Raw genomic sequence first — 22,003 nt, forward strand, 5'->3', positions numbered from 1 at the left:
TTTTAAAATAGTCTGAGATGCCGTCTGAAACAGATATTCCCACACGCCAAATATCCGAAATGCCGTCTGAACCGGATTTCCGCTTCAGACGGCATCTGTATTTCAAAACGGTCTTACGCCGTTTCTTCCAACTCGATTGAAGCCGCCAAAAGCGACAGGCGCGCCATCACGCCGTACACATAGAGGCGGTTGTGGACATTATCGACATCGCAGTCTTTTTCGGATCGCGGCATACCGAGCGAATCCCATTGTTCGAATACGCGTTTGCAGGCTTCGGGCGCTTCTTGGGAATTATCGCCGTTACCGGTCGGAATGCTGTTGGACAGCGGCACAAACACCATACCGCCGGCGTTGAGGTTTTCGTCCGCACCGCGCCCTTCGTGCACGCGGAAGAAGCCGCCGATGACGAAGCGGTCCATCATATAGACGACGGGTTCGCACACCGCGCCGTTTAAGGTTTCATAAGTATAAATCCCTTCTTGGACAATCACTTCGCTGACTTCCAAGCCTTCTTTGACTTTCGCCATTTTGTTGCGGTTTTTACGGTTCAAGCCGCGCACTTCGTCGGCGGATTTGACGCTCATCACGCCCATGCCGTAAGTGCCTGCGTCGGCTTTGACAATCACGAAAGGCTGGTCGGTAATACCCAGTTCGTCGTATTTGGCTTGAATTTTCGCCAATACGCGTTCTACCGCTTCCGCCAGCGCGTCTTCGCCTTCACGCCCTTGGAAGTCCAAACCGCCGATTTTTTCAAAATACGGGTTGATCTGCCATTCGTCGATATCAATCAGTTTGGCAAATTCGGCGGCAACTTGGTTGTACGCGCCGAAATGATCTGTTTTGCGGCGCGTCGTCCAACCGCCGTGCAACGGTGGCAATACGGTTTGGCTGATGTCTTTGAGAATGTCTGGAACACCTGCGGACAAGTCGTTGTTCAACAAGACGACACAAGGAGAGAAACCGTCTGCAAGATGGACGCGCTCGCGGGTGCGTAATAAAGGCTCAAGCAGGATTTTGTCACCCAAGGCGGTTTCAAGCTCGGTCGGCTCGGTTACCTCAGGATTCAGGCTACCCAAGCGCACTTCATACCCTGCCGAACGCAAAATCTCGCTGAGGGCGTAAACGTTTTGCAGGTAAAACGTATTGCGCGTGTGGTTTTCAGGAATAATCAATACGGATTTTGCCGTTTCGCAGGCACGCTGCACCGCATCTTGCGCAGCAACCGCCGCCAGCGGGATGAAATTCGGATTCAGATTATTGAAGCCGCCCGGAAACAAATTCATATCGATAGACGAAATTTTGTAACCGGCGTTGCGGATATCGACCGAACCATAAAACGGCGGACGGTGCACATTCCACTGCGTGCGGAACCACGCCTCGATTTTGGCGTGATTGGACAGGATTTTTGCCTCAAACGCCTGAAGTTGCGCCGAATGTTCGGGCGACATAACCGGTAATTTCATCTTTCGTCTGCCTCTGTGTGTTTTTTGACAAGATACAGATAATAATGCCTTTGAAAGAATGACGACAAGTATTCTTTCATATCGGATCATTCTTTAGATATAACCGTTTACTGAAATGGACAATATGTCTAATTTTTTCGTTAAAATTGTTTACAAAATAACACCGACTCAAAAATTAGACAAAATCTGTTGCGCGGTGTAAAGAATACGTCTAAAATTCGCCCAATCAGCATCACCATTTATCCAAAAGAACAACATCATGACAGCACAAACCCTTTACGACAAACTCTGGAACAGCCACGTCGTCCGCGAAGAAGAAGACGGCACTGTCCTGCTTTACATCGACCGCCATCTGGTTCACGAAGTAACCAGCCCGCAGGCGTTTGAAGGTCTGAAAATGGCGGGGCGCAAGCTGTGGCGCATCGACAGCGTCGTCTCCACCGCCGACCACAACACCCCGACCGGCGATTGGGACAAAGGCATCCAAGACCCGATTTCCAAGCTGCAAGTCGATACTTTGGATCAAAACATCAAAACATTCGGCGCACTCGCCTATTTTCCGTTTATGGACAAAGGTCAGGGCATCGTCCACGTTATGGGACCCGAACAAGGCGCGACCCTGCCCGGTATGACCGTCGTCTGCGGCGATTCGCACACTTCCACCCACGGCGCATTCGGCGCACTGGCGCACGGCATCGGCACTTCCGAAGTCGAACACACGATGGCGACCCAGTGCATTACCGCGAAAAAATCCAAATCCATGCTGATTGCCGTTGACGGCAAATTAAAAGCGGGCGTTACCGCCAAAGACGTGGCGCTTTACATCATCGGCCAAATCGGTACGGCCGGCGGTACAGGCTACGCCATCGAGTTTGGCGGCGAAGCCATCCGCAGCCTTTCTATGGAAGGCCGCATGACCTTGTGCAATATGGCGATTGAAGCCGGTGCGCGCTCAGGCATGGTTGCTGTCGACCAAACCACCATCGACTATGTCAAAGGCAAACCTTTCGCACCCAAAGGCGAGGCATGGGACAAAGCCGTCGAGTACTGGCGCACGCTGGTGTCTGACGAAGGCGCGGTTTTTGATAAAGAATACCGTTTCAACGCCGAAGACATCGAACCGCAAGTTACTTGGGGCACGTCGCCCGAAATGGTTTTAAACATCGGCGGCAAAGTGCCGAATCCTGCCGAAGAAACCGATCCGGTCAAACGCAGCGGTATGGAGCGCGCCCTCGAATATATGGGTTTGAAGGCCGGCACGCCGCTGGACGAAATCCCCGTCGATATCGTATTCATCGGCTCTTGCACCAACAGCCGCATCGAAGACTTGCGCGAAGCCGCCGCCATCGCCAAAGACCGCAAAAAAGCCGCCAACGTACAGCGCGTGTTAATCGTCCCCGGCTCCGGTTTGGTTAAAGAACAAGCCGAAAAAGAAGGCTTGGACAAAATTTTCATCGCAGCCGGCTTTGAATGGCGCGAACCGGGCTGTTCGATGTGCCTTGCGATGAATGCCGACCGCCTCGCGCCGGGTCAACGCTGCGCCTCCACGTCCAACCGCAATTTTGAAGGCCGCCAAGGCAACGGCGGACGCACCCACCTCGTCAGCCCCGCTATGGCAGCCGCCGCCGCCGTTACCGGACACTTTACCGACATCCGTACGATGGCGTAAGTATTTTCAGGCGGTCTTTAAGAATTTGACGAGGCCGTCTGAAATATGTCCCGTAAGGCAGAAACGCCTTAATACTCAAACCAAGGAGTTTAACCATGAACAAACTTTTCATTACCGCCCTGTCCGCCCTCGCCTTGTCCGCCTGCGCCGGTACTTGGCAGGGCGCGAAACAAGACACCGCCCGTAACCTTGACAAAACACAGGTCGCCGCCGAACACGCCGCCGAACAAACAGGCAACGCTGTCGAAAAAGGCTGGGACAAAACCAAAGAAGCCGTCAAAAAAGGCGGCAATGCCGTCGGACGCGGCATTTCCCATCTCGGCGAAAAAATCGAAAACGCCACCGAATAACCGATTTGCGATGCCGTCTGAAACCGTTTCAGACGGCATCGTCAGCACAAGACGCAAACCCATGAAAGCCTTTACCAAAATTACCGCCATCGTCGCCCCGCTCGACCGCAGCAACGTCGATACCGACGCCATCATCCCCAAACAATTTCTAAAATCCATCAAACGCAGCGGCTTCGGCCCTAATGCCTTTGATGAATGGCGTTACCTCGACCACGGCGAACCGGGCATGGACAACGGCAAACGCCCGCTGAACCCCGATTTTTCCCTGAACCAACCGCGTTACCAAGGCGCGCAAATCCTGTTGACGCGCAAAAACTTCGGCTGCGGCTCCTCGCGCGAACACGCCCCTTGGGCATTGGACGACTACGGCTTCCGCGCCGTCATCGCCCCCAGCTTTGCCGATATTTTCTTCAACAACTGCTACAAAAATGGCCTTTTGCCTATCGTTTTGACAGAAGAACAGGTTGACCAGCTTTTCAAAGAAGTTGAAGCCAACGAAGGCTATCAGCTCTCCATCGACCTTGCCGAGCAAACCCTGACCACCCCTAGCGGCGAAACATTCACATTCGACATTACCGAACACCGCAAACACTGCCTCTTAAACGGCTTGGACGAAATCGGACTGACCCTGCAACACGCCGACGAAATTCACGCCTTTGAAGAAAAACGCCGCCAAAGCCAGCCTTGGCTGTTTAACGGTTGATATACAAAAGGCGGTCTGAAAAATTTAAGTGTTTCAGACGGCCTTTACTGAATGTATTGGGATAGACCATGAGATCATTCGACGAATTAATCCAAACCCAAGACCCTGCGTGGCCATTGATTCAAGAGTGGCTTACAGAAGCGGTAAACAGCGTTGAAGTTTTGCCACGTACGCTTGAAAAGGCAAAGGAAGAACTTGTCAAAACCCAAGTAACAATACGTTCGTTTATGGGTGCTGTCGTTTATGAAACCGGCGGTATCCTTATCGATGACGGTTGGTTACGGATACTTGGTTCTGGCAGCGCGAAGCTACCTCGTGGTTTGGGAAGTTGGAATCTAAGCCTTACACAATCCGAGCCAGCAGACCCTGCTCCCTATTATCTGTTTGCCGATGATGTTGCTGGAGGCTATTTTGCGATTAATGGCGGAGAATTGAATGGCAAAGTAGGTAATATTTTCTACCTACCACCGGATACACTGGAATGGGAAGATTGCGGTAAAGGTTATGGCGACTTCTTAAATTGGGCATTGACTGGCGATTTACAGTTGTTTTACGAAAACCTGCGTTGGGAAAATTGGCGCGAAGAAATCCATGATTTGAATGGCGACAGCGTTTACACGTTCTTTCCGTTTTTATGGACTGAAGAAGGCAGCGATATAAACCAAGTTAGCCGCAAGCGTATTCCTATTGCTGAACATTATGCTTCCACTTTGAATCTGCAAAACACAACTCCATAAAAAGCCCTTTCAGACGGCCTTGTTGTCATAATCCCAATAAAGCGTCCTTAAAACGTATTCTTCACATCCTGAAGTTTAATTTCTACCTAACCACACCATGATTACCGACACCATAAGCAATGCTGCCCGCTACGCCGCGCTGCATCCTGACTTTGCCGAAGCCTTCCATCTGTTGCAGACCTTGGATTTTGCCAAACTGTCGGACGGTCAAGTGCCATGCGAGAATCCCAATATCCGTATTTTTATCGGCAGCGAGCCGATGAGGACTAAAGGCAAAGCCCAGCCTGAAGCGCACTTAAAACATATTGATATTCAAACGCCGATTGATGGCAGCGAAACGTATGGCTGGATAGACAGAGGCCGTCTGAAAAACGGTTTGGGCTACAACGAAAAGCGCGATATCGAGTTTTTCTACTGCGAGCCGGAAACTTGGCTGACCTTGGAGCCAGGCGAATTTGCGCTATTTTTTCCAAATGATGCGCATGCACCGTTAGTCGGCGACAAGGCAAACATACGCAAAGCAGTGTTTAAAATCCGCATCAAGACCGAACGCCTGTAGGTCCTTTCAGACGGCATCAACATTATGTCTTTATTGAAAAAACTCTTCAAATCCAAACCGATGGACTGGCGCGGGTTCGTCAGCTATTTTGCCGAACGTCTGCAATCCAAACACCAACTCGACATCGAAATCCGTTGGGGCAGCAGCTTGGACAACACCAGCGTTCTGATTCTGCTTGGCGAAGGGCAGGACAATCCCTGCGCCTATCTGGGCAACCACTACGCCCATTACCTGCAAAATCCCGAAGCTTTGGATGAAATCATCGCCCTAAATGCCAAAGTTGTCCGCGAAATGGCAGAAGCCGACGGCACAATGACCGTAGACAACATCCTGCCCATCATCAAAGATACCGCGTTTTTAAACAATCTACTCAGCCAAAACCACGATCCCCTTCCCGACGCGAAAACGCTGCTGCTCTACCGTCCGCTGGCAGACAACCTGCTGGTGATGTACGTCGCACACATGGGCAACGTCATGCGTTCGTTCGGCGCGAAAGACATGGAAAGACTCGGCATCCCCGATATAGATGCCCTACACAGTATTGCCCTTGCCAACCTCAGGCGTGAAACCGCCGGCAAGCTCCGCACCGAACATCTCGAAAACAGCACACTGACGCAAGTTATCACCAATGACGATAATGAATCCGCACTGATTCTGATATTGGACGACATCTTGGCAAACGACCGACAGCTTCCGGCAAACCCCGTGTTCGTCATTCCTTCGCGTGATTTTCTCGCATTGTGCAGCCCATCCGACCACGATGCCGTTGCCACCATGTTGGAAATTGCCCGGGAAATCGCCCAAAACAACCCCTACGCTGTTTCCGAACAGCTTTACCAATACCACAATGGTACAATCACGCTTTTCCAACCCGTATGATACCGTTCAGACGGCATAGCCCCATTCCCCCAACTCAAGGAAAAACAAAATGACCAAACATATCGCCATCCTCCCAGGCGACGGCATCGGCCCTGAAATCGTCTCCGAAACCGTCCGCATACTCGACAAACTTATCGCCCAAGGCTTGGATGCCGGCTACGAATACGCCCCACTAGGCGGCGAAGCCTATGACGAATATGGCCATCCTTATCCAGAATTCACGCAAAACCTCTGCCGCAAAGCCGATGCCGTCCTGCTTGGTGCAGTCGGTTCTCCGCAATACGACAATCTAGACCGTCCATTGCGTCCTGAGCGCGGTCTGTTGGCGATTCGTAAGGATTTGAACCTGTTTGCCAATTTGCGCCCCGCCATCCTCTATCCCGAGCTAGCCAACGCCTCCACGCTCAAGCCTGAAATCGTTGCCGGTTTGGATATTTTGATTGTGCGCGAACTGACCGGCGATATTTATTTCGGCGAACCGCGCGGCATCCGCGTTCTGGAAAACGGCGAACGTGAAGGCTACAACACCATGAAATACAGCGAAAGCGAAATCCGCCGTATTGCCCACGTTGCCTTCCAATCCGCCCAAAAACGCAGCAAAAAAGTCTGCTCCGTAGGCAAAGCCAACGTTTTGGAAACCACCGAACTGTGGCGTGAAATCTTTGAAGAAATCGGCAAACAATATCCCGATGTCGAACTTTCCCATATGTATGTGGACAACGCCGCCATGCAGCTCGTGCGCGCGCCCAAACAGTTTGACGTGATTGCCACCGGCAACATCTTCGGCGACATCCTCTCCGACGAAGCCTCCATGCTGACCGGATCCATCGGTATGCTGCCTTCCGCCTCGCTGGACGAAAACGGCAAAGGCCTGTACGAACCGTCTCACGGCTCCGCCCCCGACATCGCCGGACAAAACAAAGCCAACCCGCTTGCCACCATCCTCTCGCTTGCCATGCTGCTGCGTTACAGCCTGAACGACGAAGCCCGCGCGCAACAAGTTGAAAACGCTGTACAAAAAGTGCTGCAACAAGGCTTGCGTACCGGCGATATTTACGAAGAAGGCACAAAACTCGTTTCCTGCTCCGAAATGGGCGATGCGGTACTCGCCGCCTTGTAAAAAAACAAAGCGCGGATCACACCGCGCTTTTTCATCCGCCCTTTTCCGCTCGCCCCGTTCGTCAACCGCCTGCAAACCCACCGTTTACCGGCAGGAAATGCCATAAATCCCCGCCTATGTTAGGATAAACGCCTTTATCGGCCCACACAAAGGATTATCATCATGAAAAAAATCATCATCGCCGCACTCGCAGCAGCAGCCATCGGCACTGCCTCCGCCGCCACCTACAAAGTGGACGAATATCACGCCAACGCCCGTTTCTCCATCGACCATTTCAACACCAGCACCAACGTCGGCGGGTTTTACGGTCTGACCGGTTCCGTCGAGTTCGACCAAGCAAAACGCGACGGCAAAATCGACATCACCATCCCCGTTGCCAACCTGCAAAGCGGTTCGCAACACTTTACTGACCACCTGAAATCCGCCGACATCTTCGATGCCGCCCAATATCCGAACATCCGTTTCGTTTCTACCAAATTCAATTTCAACGGCAAAAAACTGCTCTCCGTTGACGGCAACCTGACCATGCACGGCAAAACCGCCCCCGTCAAACTCAAAGCCGAAAAATTCAACTGCTACCAAAGCCCGATGGCGAAAACCGAAGTTTGCGGCGGCGACTTCAGCACCACCATCGACCGCACCAAATGGGGCGTGGACTACCTCGTTAACGCCGGTATGACCAAAAACGTCCGCATCGACATCCAAATCGAGGCAGCCAAACAATAAAATATTTGATAAGAATCAATAAAAATGCCGTCTGAAAGGGTTTGGAAATCGAGCTGACCCAACTTTTCGATCTGAAACAATACGGACAACTCGAACTGCGCCTGTTTGCCGACAGGGTCCGCAATCATGCCGACGACAAAGACAGTAGGAATGCGGACTCAGACCGCCTGCGTAATGACGGCTACTATATGCCCAACCTGCCTGTTTCCCGCTACGGGCTGGGTGCAAGCTGGAACAAAGGGGCATGGCAAATCGGCAGCAGCCTGACCCGCTATGCCGCTGCCAAACACACTGGAAACATGGCTGCGGCATACAAAGAACCCTCACTCGGCTCCTACGCCCTGCTCGATGCCTATGTCAGCCATACGCAAAAACACGGCAGATACAGCACAGAATGGTTCTTGGACGGCAGAAACCTGACCAACCGTACCGCGCGCGCAAAACTCCATACTCAAATACATTGCGCCGCTGCCCGGACGTTCTATCCGCGCCGGTGTGAAAATTTCGCTGTAAACATCAAATACCGCCTGTAAACGAAATGCCGTCTGAACATTCTTCAGACGGCATTGATTTATTTCAAACACCGATACGGCGTTTAATCTGCCACTTTTTTCAATTCTGCACGCATAGCACCGATAACCGCCTTGTAATCCGGTTTGCCGAAAATCGCAGAACCGGCAACAAAGGTGTCTGCACCGGCTTGAGCAACGGCGGCGATATTGTCGGTTTTGATGCCGCCGTCCACTTCAATGGCAATACGTCTGCCGCTTTTCTCTTCATAGCGGTCAAGCATGGCACGAACCTGTCTGATTTTTTCCAAAGTATGCGGAATGAAGCTCTGACCACCGAACCCGGGGTTGACCGACATCAGCAAAACCATATCCAGCCTGTCCAACACGTTTTCCAACACATATACGGGCGTTGCCGGATTCAACACCAGCCCCGCCTGACAGCCCATATCCCGAATCAGGCTCAAGCTGCGGTCGATATGGCGGCTCGCTTCGGGATGGAACGTGATGATCGATGCTCCTGCTTTGGCAAACGACTGAATCAGGTCGTCAACGGGTTCGACCATCAGATGCACATCGATCGGCACACACGCATACGGTTTTAATGCCGCGCAAACCATAGGCCCGAAGGTCAGGTTCGGCACATAATGGTTGTCCATCACGTCAAAATGGATCAGATCTGCACCTGCCGCAATGACGCTTTCCACCTCTTCGCCAAGCCGTGCAAAATCTGCTGATAAAATGCTGGGTGCGATACGGTAAGTAGTCATGTTTTTTTCCTTCAATATCCTTTTACGTTCCGATTCCGCCGTTATGTCTGCCTGCCGGACATACGTACGCATTATTAACAAAAGTTAACCGCGATAATACCATCTTTCACACGTCAATCTAGTATATTTCCTAAAATTTCCAACAAGAGGAAAAGCCGTGCCACTGCTCGCTCCCTGCCGTTTTGCCAAACCTGCCGCCTCTTTTTTAAGTATGGCTTTGCTTTCCTGCCAGCTTTCCCACGCCGCCACGGCTTATATCCCCCTGAACGATTTTCAACCGAACTGCGACATACGCCGGCTCGGGCTGACACAGGGTCAGCACAATGAGCTGCGTAAAATCCGCGCCGCCTTCAAAATGGCGGGCGACAGGGCGCGTTTGAAGGTTATGCATTCCGAACACAGCCGCCGCCGATCTGTCGTTGAAATCATTTCTTCGGATGTTTTTAATCGGAACGAGGCGCGCGATTATGTCGAAAGCCGCTACCACTCCAGCATGGATTTTGCGGTGGACGAATTGGAAATCCAACACCGCTTCTTCCATATCCTCACACCGCAACAGCAGCAAATGTGGCTTTCTTCCTGTCTCAAATAACTCCTAAAAAACTTACAGCATCCGTTGTTCCGGCAGCCTGCCCGCCCAGTCGCAGGCAAACTGCCAAGCGGAACGTCCCGAGCGGTTGCCCCGCATCTGCGCCCACTGCAACGCCGCCGTCCGGGCGGCTTCGTCATATGGCACATCAAAATCTTCCAACCAGCTTTGCACTGCCGACAGATAATCGTTTTGATCGAACGGATAAAAGCTGAGCCACAATCCGAAACGGTCGGACAAAGATACTTTTTCTTCCACCGCTTCTTTCTGATGGATTTCTCCGCGCACGCCTGTCGTACCTGCGTTTTCATCAAAATATTCCGGCATCAGGTGCCGTCTGTTGGAAGTCGCGTACACCAGCACGTTGGCGCAACGTTGGGACAAACCGCCGTCCAACGCGGTTTTCAATGCCTTATAGGTTTCGTCGCCGCTTTCAAATGACAAATCGTCGCAAAATACAATGAATTTTTCCGGGCGTTCCTTCAAAAGCGTCAACAGATACGGCAGGCCGATCAAATCGCTTTTATCGACTTCAATCAGGCGCAACCCCTTATCCGCATATTCGTGCAGCAGGGCTTTGACCAGCGAGGATTTGCCTGTTCCGCGCGCGCCGCTCATCAATACGTTGTTCGCGGGTCTGCCGGCTATGAACTGTTCGGTATTACGCACCAGCAATTCGGTCTGCCTGCCGACTCCGGCAAGCCGCGACAAAGGGAAAACGTGCGGATCGGGCAAGTGTTCCAAAAAACCTTTTTTGCCCGCACTCTGCCAGCGAAAGGCAAGCGCGTTCCAATCCGTATGCCCGGGTTCGGGCGGAAGCACGGCATCCAAACGCCGCAAAACGGCATAGGCTTTATCGAGAAATTCGTTCAATTCCATCTCTACCTCACTTTGCATATCTTTGCGCCATCAGCCGTTCGACGGTATCGACGATTGCCTGCGTATTCGGATCGATTTCGATGTTGATCCTGTCTCCGGCCTTTCTGCTGCCGAACAGCGTCCGTTCCAAAGTTTCAGGAATCAGATGGACATTGAAACGGCTGTCTTCGACTTTGCCTATGGTCAGGCTACAACCGTCCAAGCCGACGAACCCTTTGGTCAGGATATAGGGTTTGAGTTCGTGCGGGAGTGAAAACCAAACCGTGCGGTTGAACCCGTCCCGTTCTATTTCGACAATGGGCACGGTTGCCATAATGTGTCCGCTCATAACGTGTCCGCCGATTTCGTCGCCGAAACGCGCCGCCCGTTCGATGTTGACGCAATCGCCTTCCTTTAACAGCCCCAAATTGGTTTTTGCCAAAGTTTCCGCCATTAAATCGAAGCTGACGCGGTTTCCTTCGATTTCGGTAATCGTCAGGCAGCAGCCGTTGTTGGCGACCGATGCGCCGCGTTGCAGATTGTCCGCCGCCTCTTGCGGAAGCTCGACGACATAAGTCTGAAACGCCTCCGACGGGCAGTGGATTGCCGTCAGTTTTCCCAATCCTTGAACAATGCCTGTAAACATAATCCTGTTTCCCTATGTCGGTAAAATAGTGCAAATTGTAGCATTTCCCCGCAAAAAATGCCGTCTGAAACGCCTTCAGACGGCATTGTGCCTCCGGTTCGGGCAAAAACCGCCCGGTACGGCCTGACCTTTCCTTTCCGCGCTGGTCGGCAGTGTTGCCCTTATCCCTCCTGCAAATCGGTTTGCGTGTTCAAGTCGGCAAAATGCCCGTCAAACTCGAATCTGACCGACCGCGCCCTTTGCTGCTGCAACCAGCTCCTCAATGTTTTCATCCCCGAAAACAGATAGGGAATCGCGCTTTGCAGAATTTGCGGACGGATATACATAATGTTGTAGTGCATCGTTACCGGCGTTTCCACATAAAACGCATTGCACAGCGGCGTGCGTTTGGAGACGCTTTCAAAGCGCGCGACCAAATCGTCCGGCAGGTACGGCATATCGCACGGCACAACCAAAAGCCAGTCGGCAGTCGCCAACTGCAAATCGTTGGCTGCGGTACACAATGCCGAAAGCGGGCCGAAATGCTGCCACTGCCGCGCATCGGGAAAAACGTGCGGGCTGCGGCGGGCATATTCTTCCAAATTCCGGTTGGTACTGATGGCGATATGGCTGACCTGCGGCCTGACCCTGTCGATGACATGGTCTATCAGTGCCTTACCGCCCAAAAGAGCAAGCCCCTTGTCCTCGCCTCCCATACGGCTCGCCTGCCCGCCGGCCAGTATCAGAGCAAAAGTTTTCATTGCGGATGTTCTCTTGGAAAAGTTCGAGGTTTTCATGATTGCAGTCTGCTGTTTCCAATAGTTCAAAATGCCGTCTGAAGCAGACGGCAAATAAATTCATATTATTTGAATTTTATCATAACATGATTTAACACTGAAGCGGTACGGATTGAGTTTTCCTTAACCAATTCTTTCTGAGCAGTTGTATCTAATCCCAAAGAATGATATTGTTTGCATTATTTAGAACAATTTTTCGCCGAGCATGATACTGCCAGCCCGTTTTTCAGACAGCATCAGCCTTTCCCTTCGCCTGAAACTCCTGACCGGACTGTGGGTCGGGTTGGCGGCACTGTCTGTCGTTTTGACACTGCTGCTCTCTTTGCGCTTGGAAAACGCGGCCTCCGTCATCGAAGAGGCGGGCAACTTGAGAATGCAGGCATACCGTCTGGCATACATGGCGGGTGAAGGCTCGCCCCGCGCACAAATCGACAATCAGATTGCCGAATTTGAAAAAAGTTTAAAACGCATTGCCCAAAGCGATGCCATCCATCCGCTGATTCCCTCCGACACCCCCCTTGCCTACGATTTGATACAATCCATGCTGATTATCGACTGGCAGGCAAACATCCTTCCCCCGCTGCAGGCCTACCGCCGCCCGACACAAGTCGAACTTTACCGCTTTGCCGGCAATATCGAACTGTTTTTGCAGGCATTGGAAAATGCCAACGAAAAAAACACATGGTGGCTCAGGCAGTTCCAATGGGCGATTATGCTGATGACGCTGGTTTCGTCGGTACTGATGCTGTTTTGGCACCAGATTTGGGTTATCCGCCCGCTTCAGGCATTGGGAGAAGGTGCGGAACGCATCGGTCAGCGGCATTTCGACATCCCAGTTCCCGAAGACGGTACGCCGGAATTCAAACAGGTAGGCCGCTGTTTCAACCAAATGGGCGGCAAACTCAAAGCCCTGTACGACAATTTGGAAGGGCAGGTTGCCGAACAGACCCATAACCTTGAAAAGCAAAACCGCAACCTGACCCTGCTGTACCGGACCACGCGCGACCTGCATCAATCCTATACGCCGCGACAGGCGGCGGAAGAATTTTTGAACCACATCCTGCCCGCCGTCGGCGCGCAATCCGGCAGCATCTGCCTGGAAAACGGTTCCGACACAGACATTTCCGTCCATACGGCCGAACACGGCAAAAAACCCCCTTTGGAAAAATACCATGACGAAACCTTTCCCATCGAATATCAAAACGAGAAACTGGGTATACTTTCGCTCAGCTTTTCAGACGGCATTTCCCTCACCGGAGACGACCGCACACTGCTTCAAACCCTGATTCGGCAATTGGGCGTATCGCTTGCCGGCGCAAAACAGGAGGAAGAAAAACGCCTGCTTGCGGTATTGCAGGAACGCAGCCTGATTGCACAAGGATTACATGACAGCATCGCACAAGCATTAACGTTCCTGAACCTACAGGTACAGATGCTGGAAACCGCCTTTGCCGAAAACAAACGGGAGGAAGCCGCAGAAAACATCGGCTTCATCAAAACAGGCGTGCAGGAATGTTATGAAGATGTCCGCGAACTGCTGCTCAACTTCCGTACCAAAATCAGCAACAAAGAATTTCCAGAAGCCGTTGCCGACCTGTTCGCGCGCTTCACGCAACAGACCGGCACGACTATCGAAACCGCTTGGAAAAACGGCACGCACCTGCCTACACAGGACGAGCAGCTCCAAATGATTTTCATCCTTCAAGAAAGCCTGTCCAACATCCGCAAACACGCCCGCGCCACCCATGTAAAATTCACCCTTTCCGAACACGGCGGACGCTTTACCATGACCATCCAAGACAACGGACAAGGTTTCGACACGGAGAAAATAGGAGAACCTACGGGCAGCCATGTCGGACTGCACATCATGCAGGAGCGTGCCAAGCGCATCCGTGCCGTTTTAGAAATCCGTTCCCAAGCCCAACAGGGAACCACCGTCTCACTGACGGGCGCACCCAAAGAAAGCCTACTATGACCATCAAAATCATCCTGATAGACGACCACACCCTCTTCCGCAGCGGCATCAAAGCCCTTTTGTCGCGCCAACACGGTTTTGAAGTCATCGGCGAAGCCGCAGACGGCCTTTCAGGCATCAAAATGATCAGCCGGCTGCAACCCGATGTCGTCCTGCTTGACCTTGATATGCCCGGTATGAACGGACGCGAAGCACTCTCCCAAATCATCAGCATCAATCCGCAGCAGGCAGTGATTATGCTGACCGTTTCCGAAGACAACGACGATTTGACCGAATGTATGCGTATCGGCGCGCGCGGCTACCTGCTGAAAAACATCAACGCCGACTTTCTGCTCGAAAGCATACGCAAAGCCGCCGAAGGCGATAATGTATTCTCGCCCGAGATGACCGCCAAACTCGTCAAAAGCCTGATTTCCCCCCAACCCACCCAAGGAACGCAGCCGCTCTCCTCACTTACCCCTCGTGAACTGGAAATCTTGGGCTATCTCGCCGCAGGACACAGCAACAAAATCATCGCCCGCCACCTCGATCTTGCCGAATCCACCGTCAAAGTCCACGTTCAAAACCTGCTCCGCAAACTCAACCTCAGCAGCCGGGTGCAGGCCGCCGTTTACGCCATCCGGCACAACGTCCCCCAACCTGTGCTGGAATAGGCGTTCAGACGGCATCGGGCCAGGAAGGAAAGCAATGCACCCCTTTGGCGGGGTGCAATATATAAGGGACGGCATCCGGTGTGCCGTCCCTTTAAGTCGCCATTACTGCCGCCCCGGACGGGATGGCAGGCGGTTTATTTCCAAGAATATTTCACACCCACGGTGCCTTGGTAACCTTTATGACTGTTGTTATTGAATGATTTTTCATAGCGAGCATCCGCATAAAGGTAAGTGTTTTCACTTAATGAGAATTGAGAACCTAAGCCTAATTCCCACCAAGTGCGGTCAAATTTCTCGGTTAATTTATCACGACCAATTAATGCATTGCCCCTTGCTTTAAAATCGTGCCAAATATTACCGATGAAATAATAGGTGCGAGTGCGTTGTTTATCATTTGGTTTGTTATATGCCAAACGGAAACCAACACGACCGCGCAAGCCATAACCTTTTTGCGAAGCTGCACGAGTGCCGTCATTAAAATCTCCCAAGCGCAAGTATTGAGCAATAAGTTGTGCTTGAGGCTCTAAAATCCAGCTATCCCCGTTGTTGGTTTTATCTTTACCTAATGCGTAAGGACGACCCGTTTCCACTGAAAGGGCAGCACCCCAGCCGTGATTTTTCACACTTGTGCCATCAACCGATGAATAACGGTTATTTAACCAAGAGAGTTGTCCCACCCAGTCAATATAAGTGCCATTCTCATTGTAACGCGTATCGGTTACACCAAGATTAAGTGCGGTAGTTTTTACGTGGGAAGTTAATTTATCTGCAATCACGATGCCGTTTTTCGCGCGGTATTCGTCATAGAATTTGCTATGGGAACGTAACGCGCCGAAATACAGGCCGGTAAAACGACGAGTAAGTTTGCCCTCATCATCTTGTTTGGTTTTAACATCAAAATCGTGCCCCACTTGGAAGCCGTACATATTGGTTTTGAAACCAAAACGTTCTTTTCCATCGAGTTTGAGGTGTTTGCCGATTACGCGCCCCCAAGATTGTTTTTCCACATCTTGCCAATAACTGCCTTGCTTGTCCCAAGAAAGGGTTTGGTTTTCGCCACGGCGTTGGTGAAGTGTATCCAGCATCGCATAGCCTGATTCCAAGTTTTGACGCGGAACGAGCGTATAAGCTGGCGCGCTTGGCGTGATGATGGTTTTATCTTGATTCGGCGTGGTTAAAGTCCAGAAGTATTCTGTTACACCTTTGTCATCTTTATGTGAAACTAATTGTAATTCTCCTGCCCCTGTGGTTTTTGCTGTACCGGTAAAAGTTGAACGTGTATTGTAAGCGTAAGGTTTGGTTGCATCCGTAGAATTTATTTCACCGTTTGCTGTTCCTTTGTCATCACCTAAAACTTTAATCACAGGGACACTACGTTTGTAGCGATCGGCAAGTTCGCCGATTGAGCCATCAATAACATTTTCAGTACCATCTGTTTTAACGGCTTTGACAGTCGTATTACCAGAGGCATCGCCCGTAATCGTTAATAAATCTGATTCTGAATTTGTTCCAAGATAATCGCCGGCAGTATTCCATTTAGTGTTCACTTTTAACACACCACCTTTACCTTCATAATTCCCTTCAATGGTGAGTTTGTCAGAATAGGATTGATTGGCGAGGGTGATGATACCGCCATTGGTGAATGTTCCCTTTTCAAATACAGAAGTTTTACCCAATAAAGAAATACCTGTATTACCTGTATTAGATAGGGTTAGCCTACCTTCTGATAGCAATATAGTCTCTTCGGATGTTTTTAATGATGTACCTTTCTCAAGGTCAAAAGTAGCTTTTGTTAATTTTATGGTTCCGAAATCTGATTTGTATTCTATTATACCGTCCTTAATTTCTAGTACACCGTCAGTAATAGGGAGGAGTCTCATATTAAATGCTCTTGTTGTTCCATCATCCTTAATGAGTGTGCCAGATGCGTTGAATAAGAGTCCTTTGGGAACAGAAACTGTTCCATTGGTAATTGGTTCATGCTCGGGACTTGGTATACGTATGTCTTTACTGATGTGATTATGTATTAATTGAATTTTATAGTCGGTGCCTGCTCCAGTCGCATGTTTTGAAGCATCTAGTACCCCACCATTGGCAAGATTCACATCATAAGCGGTCGCACGTTGGACAGCTTCATCGGTTTTCGGTGCTAATTCCCAAGTTGCATTATGATCAACGGTGACATCGAGTTTAGAGGTTAAGCCTAATTTTGAATGTTGATGCATTAAGCCAATCGCTTTGGCCTGATTATCCAGCGTAAAAGTGAGATCTGAGGCTTTATTTTTTGCTAATTTTGTTTCAGCCAACCAACCTTTATTTGCCGCCCTTGCTTCAGATTGCACGCCTTTTAATAAGAATTTTGCATTTTCAGCAACAAATTCCCCATTGTTAAACCAGCTGGCGACGCGGTTTCCTGCAACAGATACCGCAAGGCTGTTCACATTCTTGGCATCCGCGACAATCAATGAGGCATTTTCAGAAGTGGTTGAAATTTTAGTATTATTTAACCGCACTTCTTGATCTTTGTTTGGTTCGTTACGGGAAACATTATCACTAAAAAAGCCATACCGTACTTTAGTGGTATAGTCTTGCGTATCAAACACAACAGCCGAATTACCCGACTTGATTGTTCCTGTGCTGGTTTCACTATCTGCGATTAAACGGGATTTGGTACCGAATAAACGTACTGTAGCTGAATCTTTTGTTTCTGACGTATCAAGCACCATATTGCCTGTCGAGTTGATTACCGCACCTTTGTAATCATCAGCTTTTGGCGTGTTAGGTAATTCTGGTTTACCAATTTTCAGTGCTGCGGAATGTTTACCATTCGCTTTTACAGTGATATTGCTGTCTTTTAAATTGGCTTCAGCACCATCACCTGCAATGTAGATACCCACTAAATAATCGCCAATTTTTGCAGTTGATTTATCTTCAACATTGATAGTTAATGATTTTTCAGAATTTAAAATAGGGGTTGAATGAGTAGATGATTTTCGATAGATCCTAATCCCTGAAAGTTGATGACCAAATGGAGCAGTTGCACCGCTAAAGGTTCGGGAGCCTAGTTTGGTATCTGGAGTATTATCTACATTAATATTGGCATCATCTCTTAATGTTAAAACAGTCTCATTTTTACCACTACCATTATGATCATACCCAACCGCAATGCCATAAGCAGCATTGGAATCTGGGGACTTATTAGGATTTCCTTCACTGGCTAAAGTAACAGCAATATCGGTTTTTCCTTGAATTTCTTCGCTGCGATCGCCACGAATGATAATGGCTTTAGGATAAGTGTGTATTGAAGGATTTGCAGGCGTAACCGTGATATTTACATCACCGGTAACGGTGTTCTCGGTATCGCTCACTTCGTGAACCGGACCTTCACCGGAAATCTGTTTATTTTCACTAATACTGGTATATTCAGCTGAAAAAGCTGTTGCAGAAAGAGAAGAAATCAAAATGCTCAAAAGCGTTTTGCGATAGGGAAATGGTTTCATAAGGGGGCCCGTAATTTTAGAACATAAAGATAAGTAAAAATTGATGTCAATCATTTTAATAAGAATGAACTTACTAAAATTTTACCCCCCCCCCGAATATGGCAAGCAAAAAGAATGCTCGCATAATAAAAATGCCGTCTGAAACAGGTTCAGACGGCATTAGCTTTCAGACGGCATTTGATGCTTGGAAGTCAGGCAACTTGGGTTTGATGCTCGCTTCCTTGACGCTCGCGGATGCAACCCAAACGGTACACTGTCTCGCCCTGCCCGCTCAGGAATGACTGAACCGCATCGGCATCTTCGGCAGCGACGATGACGACCATACCGATACCGCAGTTAAAGGTCCGGTACATTTCTTGGGTTTCCACATTGCCCGCCTTTTGAAGCCATTGGAAGAGCTTGGGCAATTCCCACGATTCGGCATCGATTTGGGCAACCGTGTTTTCAGGCAACACGCGCGGCACGTTTTCGGTAATGCCGCCGCCGGTAATGTGCGCCATACCTTTAATGGTAAATTTTTCCAAAGCGGCAAGAATCGGTTTCACATACAGACGTGTCGGCGCAATAACGGCCTCACGCAAGGTTTTGCCATTATCAAACTCGGCATCTAAATCGGGATTGTCGCGTTCGATGATTTTACGGATAAGGGAATAGCCGTTTGAATGTGCGCCGTTGGAAGCCAAACCCAATACCACATCGCCCGCACCGATGCTGCGGCCGGTAATGACATTCTCTTTTTCCACCACGCCGACGGCAAAACCCGCCAAATCATATTCGCCGACGGGATACATACCCGGCATTTCGGCAGTTTCCCCGCCAATCAGGGCGCAGCCTGATTCTTCGCAACCTTGTGCAATGCCTTTGATCACATCGGTAGCACGGGCGACATCCAATTTGCCGCAGGCAAAATAATCCAAGAAAAACAAGGGCTCTGCACCTTGAACCAAAATATCGTTGACGCTCATTGCAACAAGGTCGATGCCCACCGTATCGTGTTTGTCCCAATCGAAGGCAAGTTTGAGCTTGGTACCCACGCCGTCCGTACCGCTGACCAATACGGGATTTTTATATTTCTTGCCGATTTCGACCAATGCGCCAAAACCGCCCAAATCCCCCAATACTTCCGGGCGCATCGTGCGTTTGGCAAAAGGTTTGATGTTTTCGACCAGTTGGTCGCCTGCGCCGATATCGACGCCCGCATCACGGTAACTCAATGAAGTACTCATCGTTTTTCCTTGGTAAATGGGGATTGGACGGTAAAATAACGGGGCGTATTCTACCTTATTTCACGTTTGCAGGTTCAGATTTTTGGGCAATATTGTAAACAATATTCTTTGTATGGCAGATTTTTTGACAAACCGTGCAAGGATGTTGATGATCCAAACAATATCAGGTTCGATATTTGAAAAATTGTCCGGAAAAACAAGCCCGCCGGATTTTGACGGATTGCCCCGTAAAATTAAAAATGCGGGTTTCCCGAAACAGCAACCGTTCCGAGACCGGAAGTACTGGCATTACCTGTCCGCAGATAATCCGGTACAAACTTTTTTATTGTTCATACAATGATTTTATTTAAGAAAATATATGACCTATCGGGCAACCTGCTTCCCGATACCGGCCAATAAAATGCCGTCTGAACTTTTTTCAGACGGCATCGCATATCATTTAAACATTAATCCAGTAAACATCAATCCAGCTTTTTAAAGTGGCGGCGGCGTTCCAGTTCGCTTAAGTAACGCTTGCGCAGACGGATGGATTGCGGCGTGATTTCAACGAGTTCGTCATCGTCGATAAACTCAACCGCGCCTTCCAGCGTCAGCTTGATCGGCGTGGTCAGGCGCACGGCTTCGTCGGTACCGCTGGCGCGGATATTGGTGAGTTTTTTGCCTTTTAGCGGATTGACCACCAAATCGTTGTCGCGGCTGTGGATGCCGATAATCATACCTTCGTAGATTTTGTCGTTGGGCGATACGAACATACGGCCGCGGTCTTCCAGATTCCACAAGGCGTAAGCGACTGCCTCGCCCTGCTCTTGGGACACCAGTACGCCGTTGTGGCGGCCGGGCATATCGGGTTTGACGGGCGCGTAGTCGTCGAACACGTGGCTCATCAGACCGACACCGCGCGTCAGGGTCATAAATTCGCCTTGGAAACCGATCAAGCCGCGTGCAGGAATATGGTATTCGAGACGGGTACGGCCGTTGCCGTCGCTTTCCATATTGGTCAGTTCGCCACGGCGGCGGCCGAGTTCTTCCATTACCGCGCCTTGGTTGTCGTCGGGTACGTCCACGGTCAGGTTTTCATAAGGTTCGCATTTTTGACCGTCGATGTCGCGGTACACGACGCGCGGTTTGCCGACGGCGAGTTCATAGCCTTCGCGGCGCATATTTTCCAGCAAAATGGTCAGGTGCAGCTCACCGCGCCCGGACACGCGGAACACGTCGGCATCGGCGGTATCTTCCACGCGCAGGGCGACGTTGGTCAGCAATTCTTTTTGCAGGCGGTCGCGGATTTGGCGGCTGGTTACGAATTTGCCTTCCGTACCCGCCAGCGGGCTGGTGTTGACCATAAAGTCCATCGTCAGCGTCGGTTCGTCCACGCTCAACATCGGCAGGCCTTTGGGGTTGTCTTTGTCGGTGATGGTTACGCCGATGCCGATGTCTTCGATACCGGAAATAATCACGATGTCGCCGGCTTCGGCTTCTTCAAGCGGTACGCGTTCCAAGCCTTTGAAACCCAAAAGCTGGTTGATGCGGCCTTGGGCAATTTGCTGCTCGTGGTTCATCACGGCAACGACCTGACCGGGTTTGATGCGTCCGTTCAGGATGCGTCCGATGCCGAGGCGGCCGGTGTAGTTGTCGTAGTCGAGTTGGGAAATTTGCAGTTGCAACGGCTCGTCCGCGCTGCCGCTCGGTGCGGGCGTGTATTTTAAGATAGTATCGAACAGCGGACGCATGTCGTTGCTCTCGTCGGTTTCTTCCAATTTGGCGAAACCGCTCAATCCTGAAGCGTAAACAATCGGGAAATCCAACTGCTCGTCGGTCGCGCCCAAGTTGTCGAAGAGTTCGAAAGTTTGGTCGATAACCCAGCTCGGACGTGCGGACGGCTTGTCGATTTTATTGATGACGACAATCGGTTTCAGCCCCAAAGCCAAGGCTTTTTTGGTCACGAAACGGGTTTGCGGCATCGGGCCTTCCTGCGCGTCCACCAACAAGACGACGCAGTCCACCATCCCCAAAACGCGCTCCACTTCGCCGCCGAAGTCGGCGTGTCCCGGCGTGTCGACGATATTGATGTGGTAGCCTTCGTAATCGATGGCGGTATTTTTGGCGAGGATGGTGATGCCGCGTTCTTTTTCGAGGTCGTTGCTGTCCATCACGCGCTCGTCAACCTGCTGGTTGGCGCGGAATGTGCCGGATTGGCGCAGCAGTTGGTCGACTAATGTGGTTTTGCCGTGGTCGACGTGGGCGATAATGGCGATGTTGCGGATTTGTTTCATAATTAATGTTTTTCAAAAACTG

21 protein-coding genes are annotated in these 22,003 nt (G+C 50.6%); 13 read left to right on the top strand and 8 right to left on the bottom strand.

All coding sequences use genetic code 11. From position 1 onward, the window contains the following. Positions 1-17 precede the first annotated feature (17 nt). A complete protein-coding gene (locus tag DBY86_RS13935; RefSeq protein WP_301001438.1) occupies positions 18-140 on the top strand; it encodes a hypothetical protein in 123 nt (40 codons plus the stop codon). Here DBY86_RS13935 and gshA read toward each other — a convergent pair. Further along, complete coding sequence (gene gshA, locus DBY86_RS05550; protein ID WP_107819226.1) at positions 114-1,463, bottom strand: glutamate--cysteine ligase; 1,350 nt, start codon at positions 1,461-1,463, stop codon at positions 114-116. The genes DBY86_RS13935 and gshA overlap by 27 nt on opposite strands. Positions 1,464-1,722: 259 nt before the next feature. On the opposite strand from gshA, the gene leuC reads away from it, so the two are divergent. From leuC to DBY86_RS05595, 9 genes are all read left to right on the top strand, one after another. Then, positions 1,723-3,132, top strand: a complete 1,410-nt coding sequence (gene leuC, locus DBY86_RS05555) for a 3-isopropylmalate dehydratase large subunit (protein WP_107819227.1) — start codon at positions 1,723-1,725, stop codon at positions 3,130-3,132. 95 nt (positions 3,133-3,227) lie between these two features. Beyond that, positions 3,228-3,482, top strand: a complete 255-nt coding sequence (locus DBY86_RS05560; RefSeq protein ID WP_107819228.1) for a hypothetical protein — start codon at positions 3,228-3,230, stop codon at positions 3,480-3,482. A gap of 61 nt (positions 3,483-3,543) precedes the next feature. Then, complete coding sequence (gene leuD / locus DBY86_RS05565) at positions 3,544-4,185, top strand: 3-isopropylmalate dehydratase small subunit (RefSeq protein ID WP_107819337.1); 642 nt, start codon at positions 3,544-3,546, stop codon at positions 4,183-4,185. Positions 4,186-4,253: 68 nt separating this feature from the next. Beyond that, positions 4,254-4,922 carry a DUF2625 domain-containing protein gene (locus tag DBY86_RS05570; RefSeq protein ID WP_107819229.1) on the top strand — a complete coding sequence of 223 codons (669 nt, stop codon included), beginning with the start codon at positions 4,254-4,256 and terminating at the stop codon, positions 4,920-4,922. A 97-nt stretch (positions 4,923-5,019) separates the two neighbouring features. After that, entirely contained in the window at positions 5,020-5,481 is a 462-nt protein-coding gene (locus DBY86_RS05575; RefSeq protein ID WP_107819230.1) for a NanQ anomerase/TabA/YiaL family protein, read from the top strand. 24 nt (positions 5,482-5,505) lie between these two features. Next, positions 5,506-6,360 (top strand): DUF1444 domain-containing protein, encoded by an 855-nt coding sequence (locus DBY86_RS05580; protein ID WP_107819231.1) that lies wholly within the window; start codon positions 5,506-5,508, stop codon positions 6,358-6,360. A gap of 49 nt (positions 6,361-6,409) precedes the next feature. Beyond that, complete coding sequence (gene leuB / locus DBY86_RS05585) at positions 6,410-7,480, top strand: 3-isopropylmalate dehydrogenase (protein WP_107819232.1); 1,071 nt, start codon at positions 6,410-6,412, stop codon at positions 7,478-7,480. Between the two features lie 162 nt (positions 7,481-7,642). Further along, positions 7,643-8,206, top strand: coding sequence for a YceI family protein (locus tag DBY86_RS05590; protein ID WP_107819233.1), 564 nt, complete (start codon positions 7,643-7,645; stop codon positions 8,204-8,206). A 41-nt stretch (positions 8,207-8,247) separates the two neighbouring features. Beyond that, a complete protein-coding gene (locus DBY86_RS05595) occupies positions 8,248-8,739 on the top strand; it encodes a TonB-dependent receptor domain-containing protein (RefSeq protein ID WP_234403399.1) in 492 nt (163 codons plus the stop codon). A 62-nt stretch (positions 8,740-8,801) separates the two neighbouring features. On the opposite strand, the gene rpe is transcribed toward DBY86_RS05595, so the two are convergent. After that, a complete protein-coding gene (gene rpe / locus DBY86_RS05600; protein WP_107819234.1) occupies positions 8,802-9,485 on the bottom strand; it encodes a ribulose-phosphate 3-epimerase in 684 nt (227 codons plus the stop codon). Positions 9,486-9,642: 157 nt separating this feature from the next. Here rpe and DBY86_RS05605 point away from each other — a divergent pair, with 157 nt between their 5' ends. Beyond that, positions 9,643-10,077 carry a Spy/CpxP family protein refolding chaperone gene (locus DBY86_RS05605; protein ID WP_107819235.1) on the top strand — a complete coding sequence of 145 codons (435 nt, stop codon included), beginning with the start codon at positions 9,643-9,645 and terminating at the stop codon, positions 10,075-10,077. Positions 10,078-10,089: 12 nt separating this feature from the next. Here DBY86_RS05605 and DBY86_RS05610 read toward each other — a convergent pair whose 3' ends face one another. From DBY86_RS05610 to DBY86_RS05620, 3 genes are all read right to left on the bottom strand, one after another. Further along, positions 10,090-10,953 carry an ATP-binding protein gene (locus DBY86_RS05610; protein ID WP_107819236.1) on the bottom strand — a complete coding sequence of 288 codons (864 nt, stop codon included), beginning with the start codon at positions 10,951-10,953 and terminating at the stop codon, positions 10,090-10,092. Positions 10,954-10,960: 7 nt separating this feature from the next. Further along, complete coding sequence (locus DBY86_RS05615) at positions 10,961-11,578, bottom strand: riboflavin synthase subunit alpha (protein ID WP_107819237.1); 618 nt, start codon at positions 11,576-11,578, stop codon at positions 10,961-10,963. A 161-nt stretch (positions 11,579-11,739) separates the two neighbouring features. Continuing rightward, positions 11,740-12,354, bottom strand: coding sequence for a molybdenum cofactor guanylyltransferase (locus DBY86_RS05620; protein ID WP_107819238.1), 615 nt, complete (start codon positions 12,352-12,354; stop codon positions 11,740-11,742). Positions 12,355-12,559: 205 nt separating this feature from the next. Here DBY86_RS05620 and DBY86_RS05625 point away from each other — a divergent pair, with 205 nt between their 5' ends. Next, a complete protein-coding gene (locus DBY86_RS05625) occupies positions 12,560-14,329 on the top strand; it encodes a histidine kinase (RefSeq protein WP_107819239.1) in 1,770 nt (589 codons plus the stop codon). Continuing rightward, entirely contained in the window at positions 14,326-14,982 is a 657-nt protein-coding gene (locus DBY86_RS05630; RefSeq protein ID WP_107819240.1) for a response regulator, read from the top strand. Before DBY86_RS05625 ends, DBY86_RS05630 begins: the two co-directional genes overlap by 4 nt. A 134-nt stretch (positions 14,983-15,116) precedes the next feature. Here the strand turns inward: DBY86_RS05630 and DBY86_RS13660 are convergent, their stop codons facing one another. The 3 genes from DBY86_RS13660 to typA all read right to left on the bottom strand — a co-directional run bounded on the left by DBY86_RS13660 (position 15,117) and on the right by typA (position 21,981). Next, on the bottom strand, positions 15,117-18,482 hold the full coding sequence (locus tag DBY86_RS13660; RefSeq protein ID WP_159068552.1) for an autotransporter outer membrane beta-barrel domain-containing protein: 3,366 nt from the start codon (positions 18,480-18,482) through the stop codon (positions 15,117-15,119). Positions 18,483-18,673: 191 nt separating this feature from the next. Continuing rightward, positions 18,674-19,708 (bottom strand): phosphoribosylformylglycinamidine cyclo-ligase, encoded by a 1,035-nt coding sequence (purM, locus tag DBY86_RS05645; RefSeq protein WP_107819241.1) that lies wholly within the window; start codon positions 19,706-19,708, stop codon positions 18,674-18,676. A 461-nt stretch (positions 19,709-20,169) separates the two neighbouring features. After that, positions 20,170-21,981, bottom strand: coding sequence for a translational GTPase TypA (gene typA, locus DBY86_RS05655; RefSeq protein ID WP_107819243.1), 1,812 nt, complete (start codon positions 21,979-21,981; stop codon positions 20,170-20,172). Between the last annotated feature and the right edge of the window lie 22 nt (positions 21,982-22,003).

The organism is Neisseria bergeri (assembly GCA_003044455.1).
GTDB lineage: Bacteria > Pseudomonadota > Gammaproteobacteria > Burkholderiales > Neisseriaceae > Neisseria > Neisseria bergeri.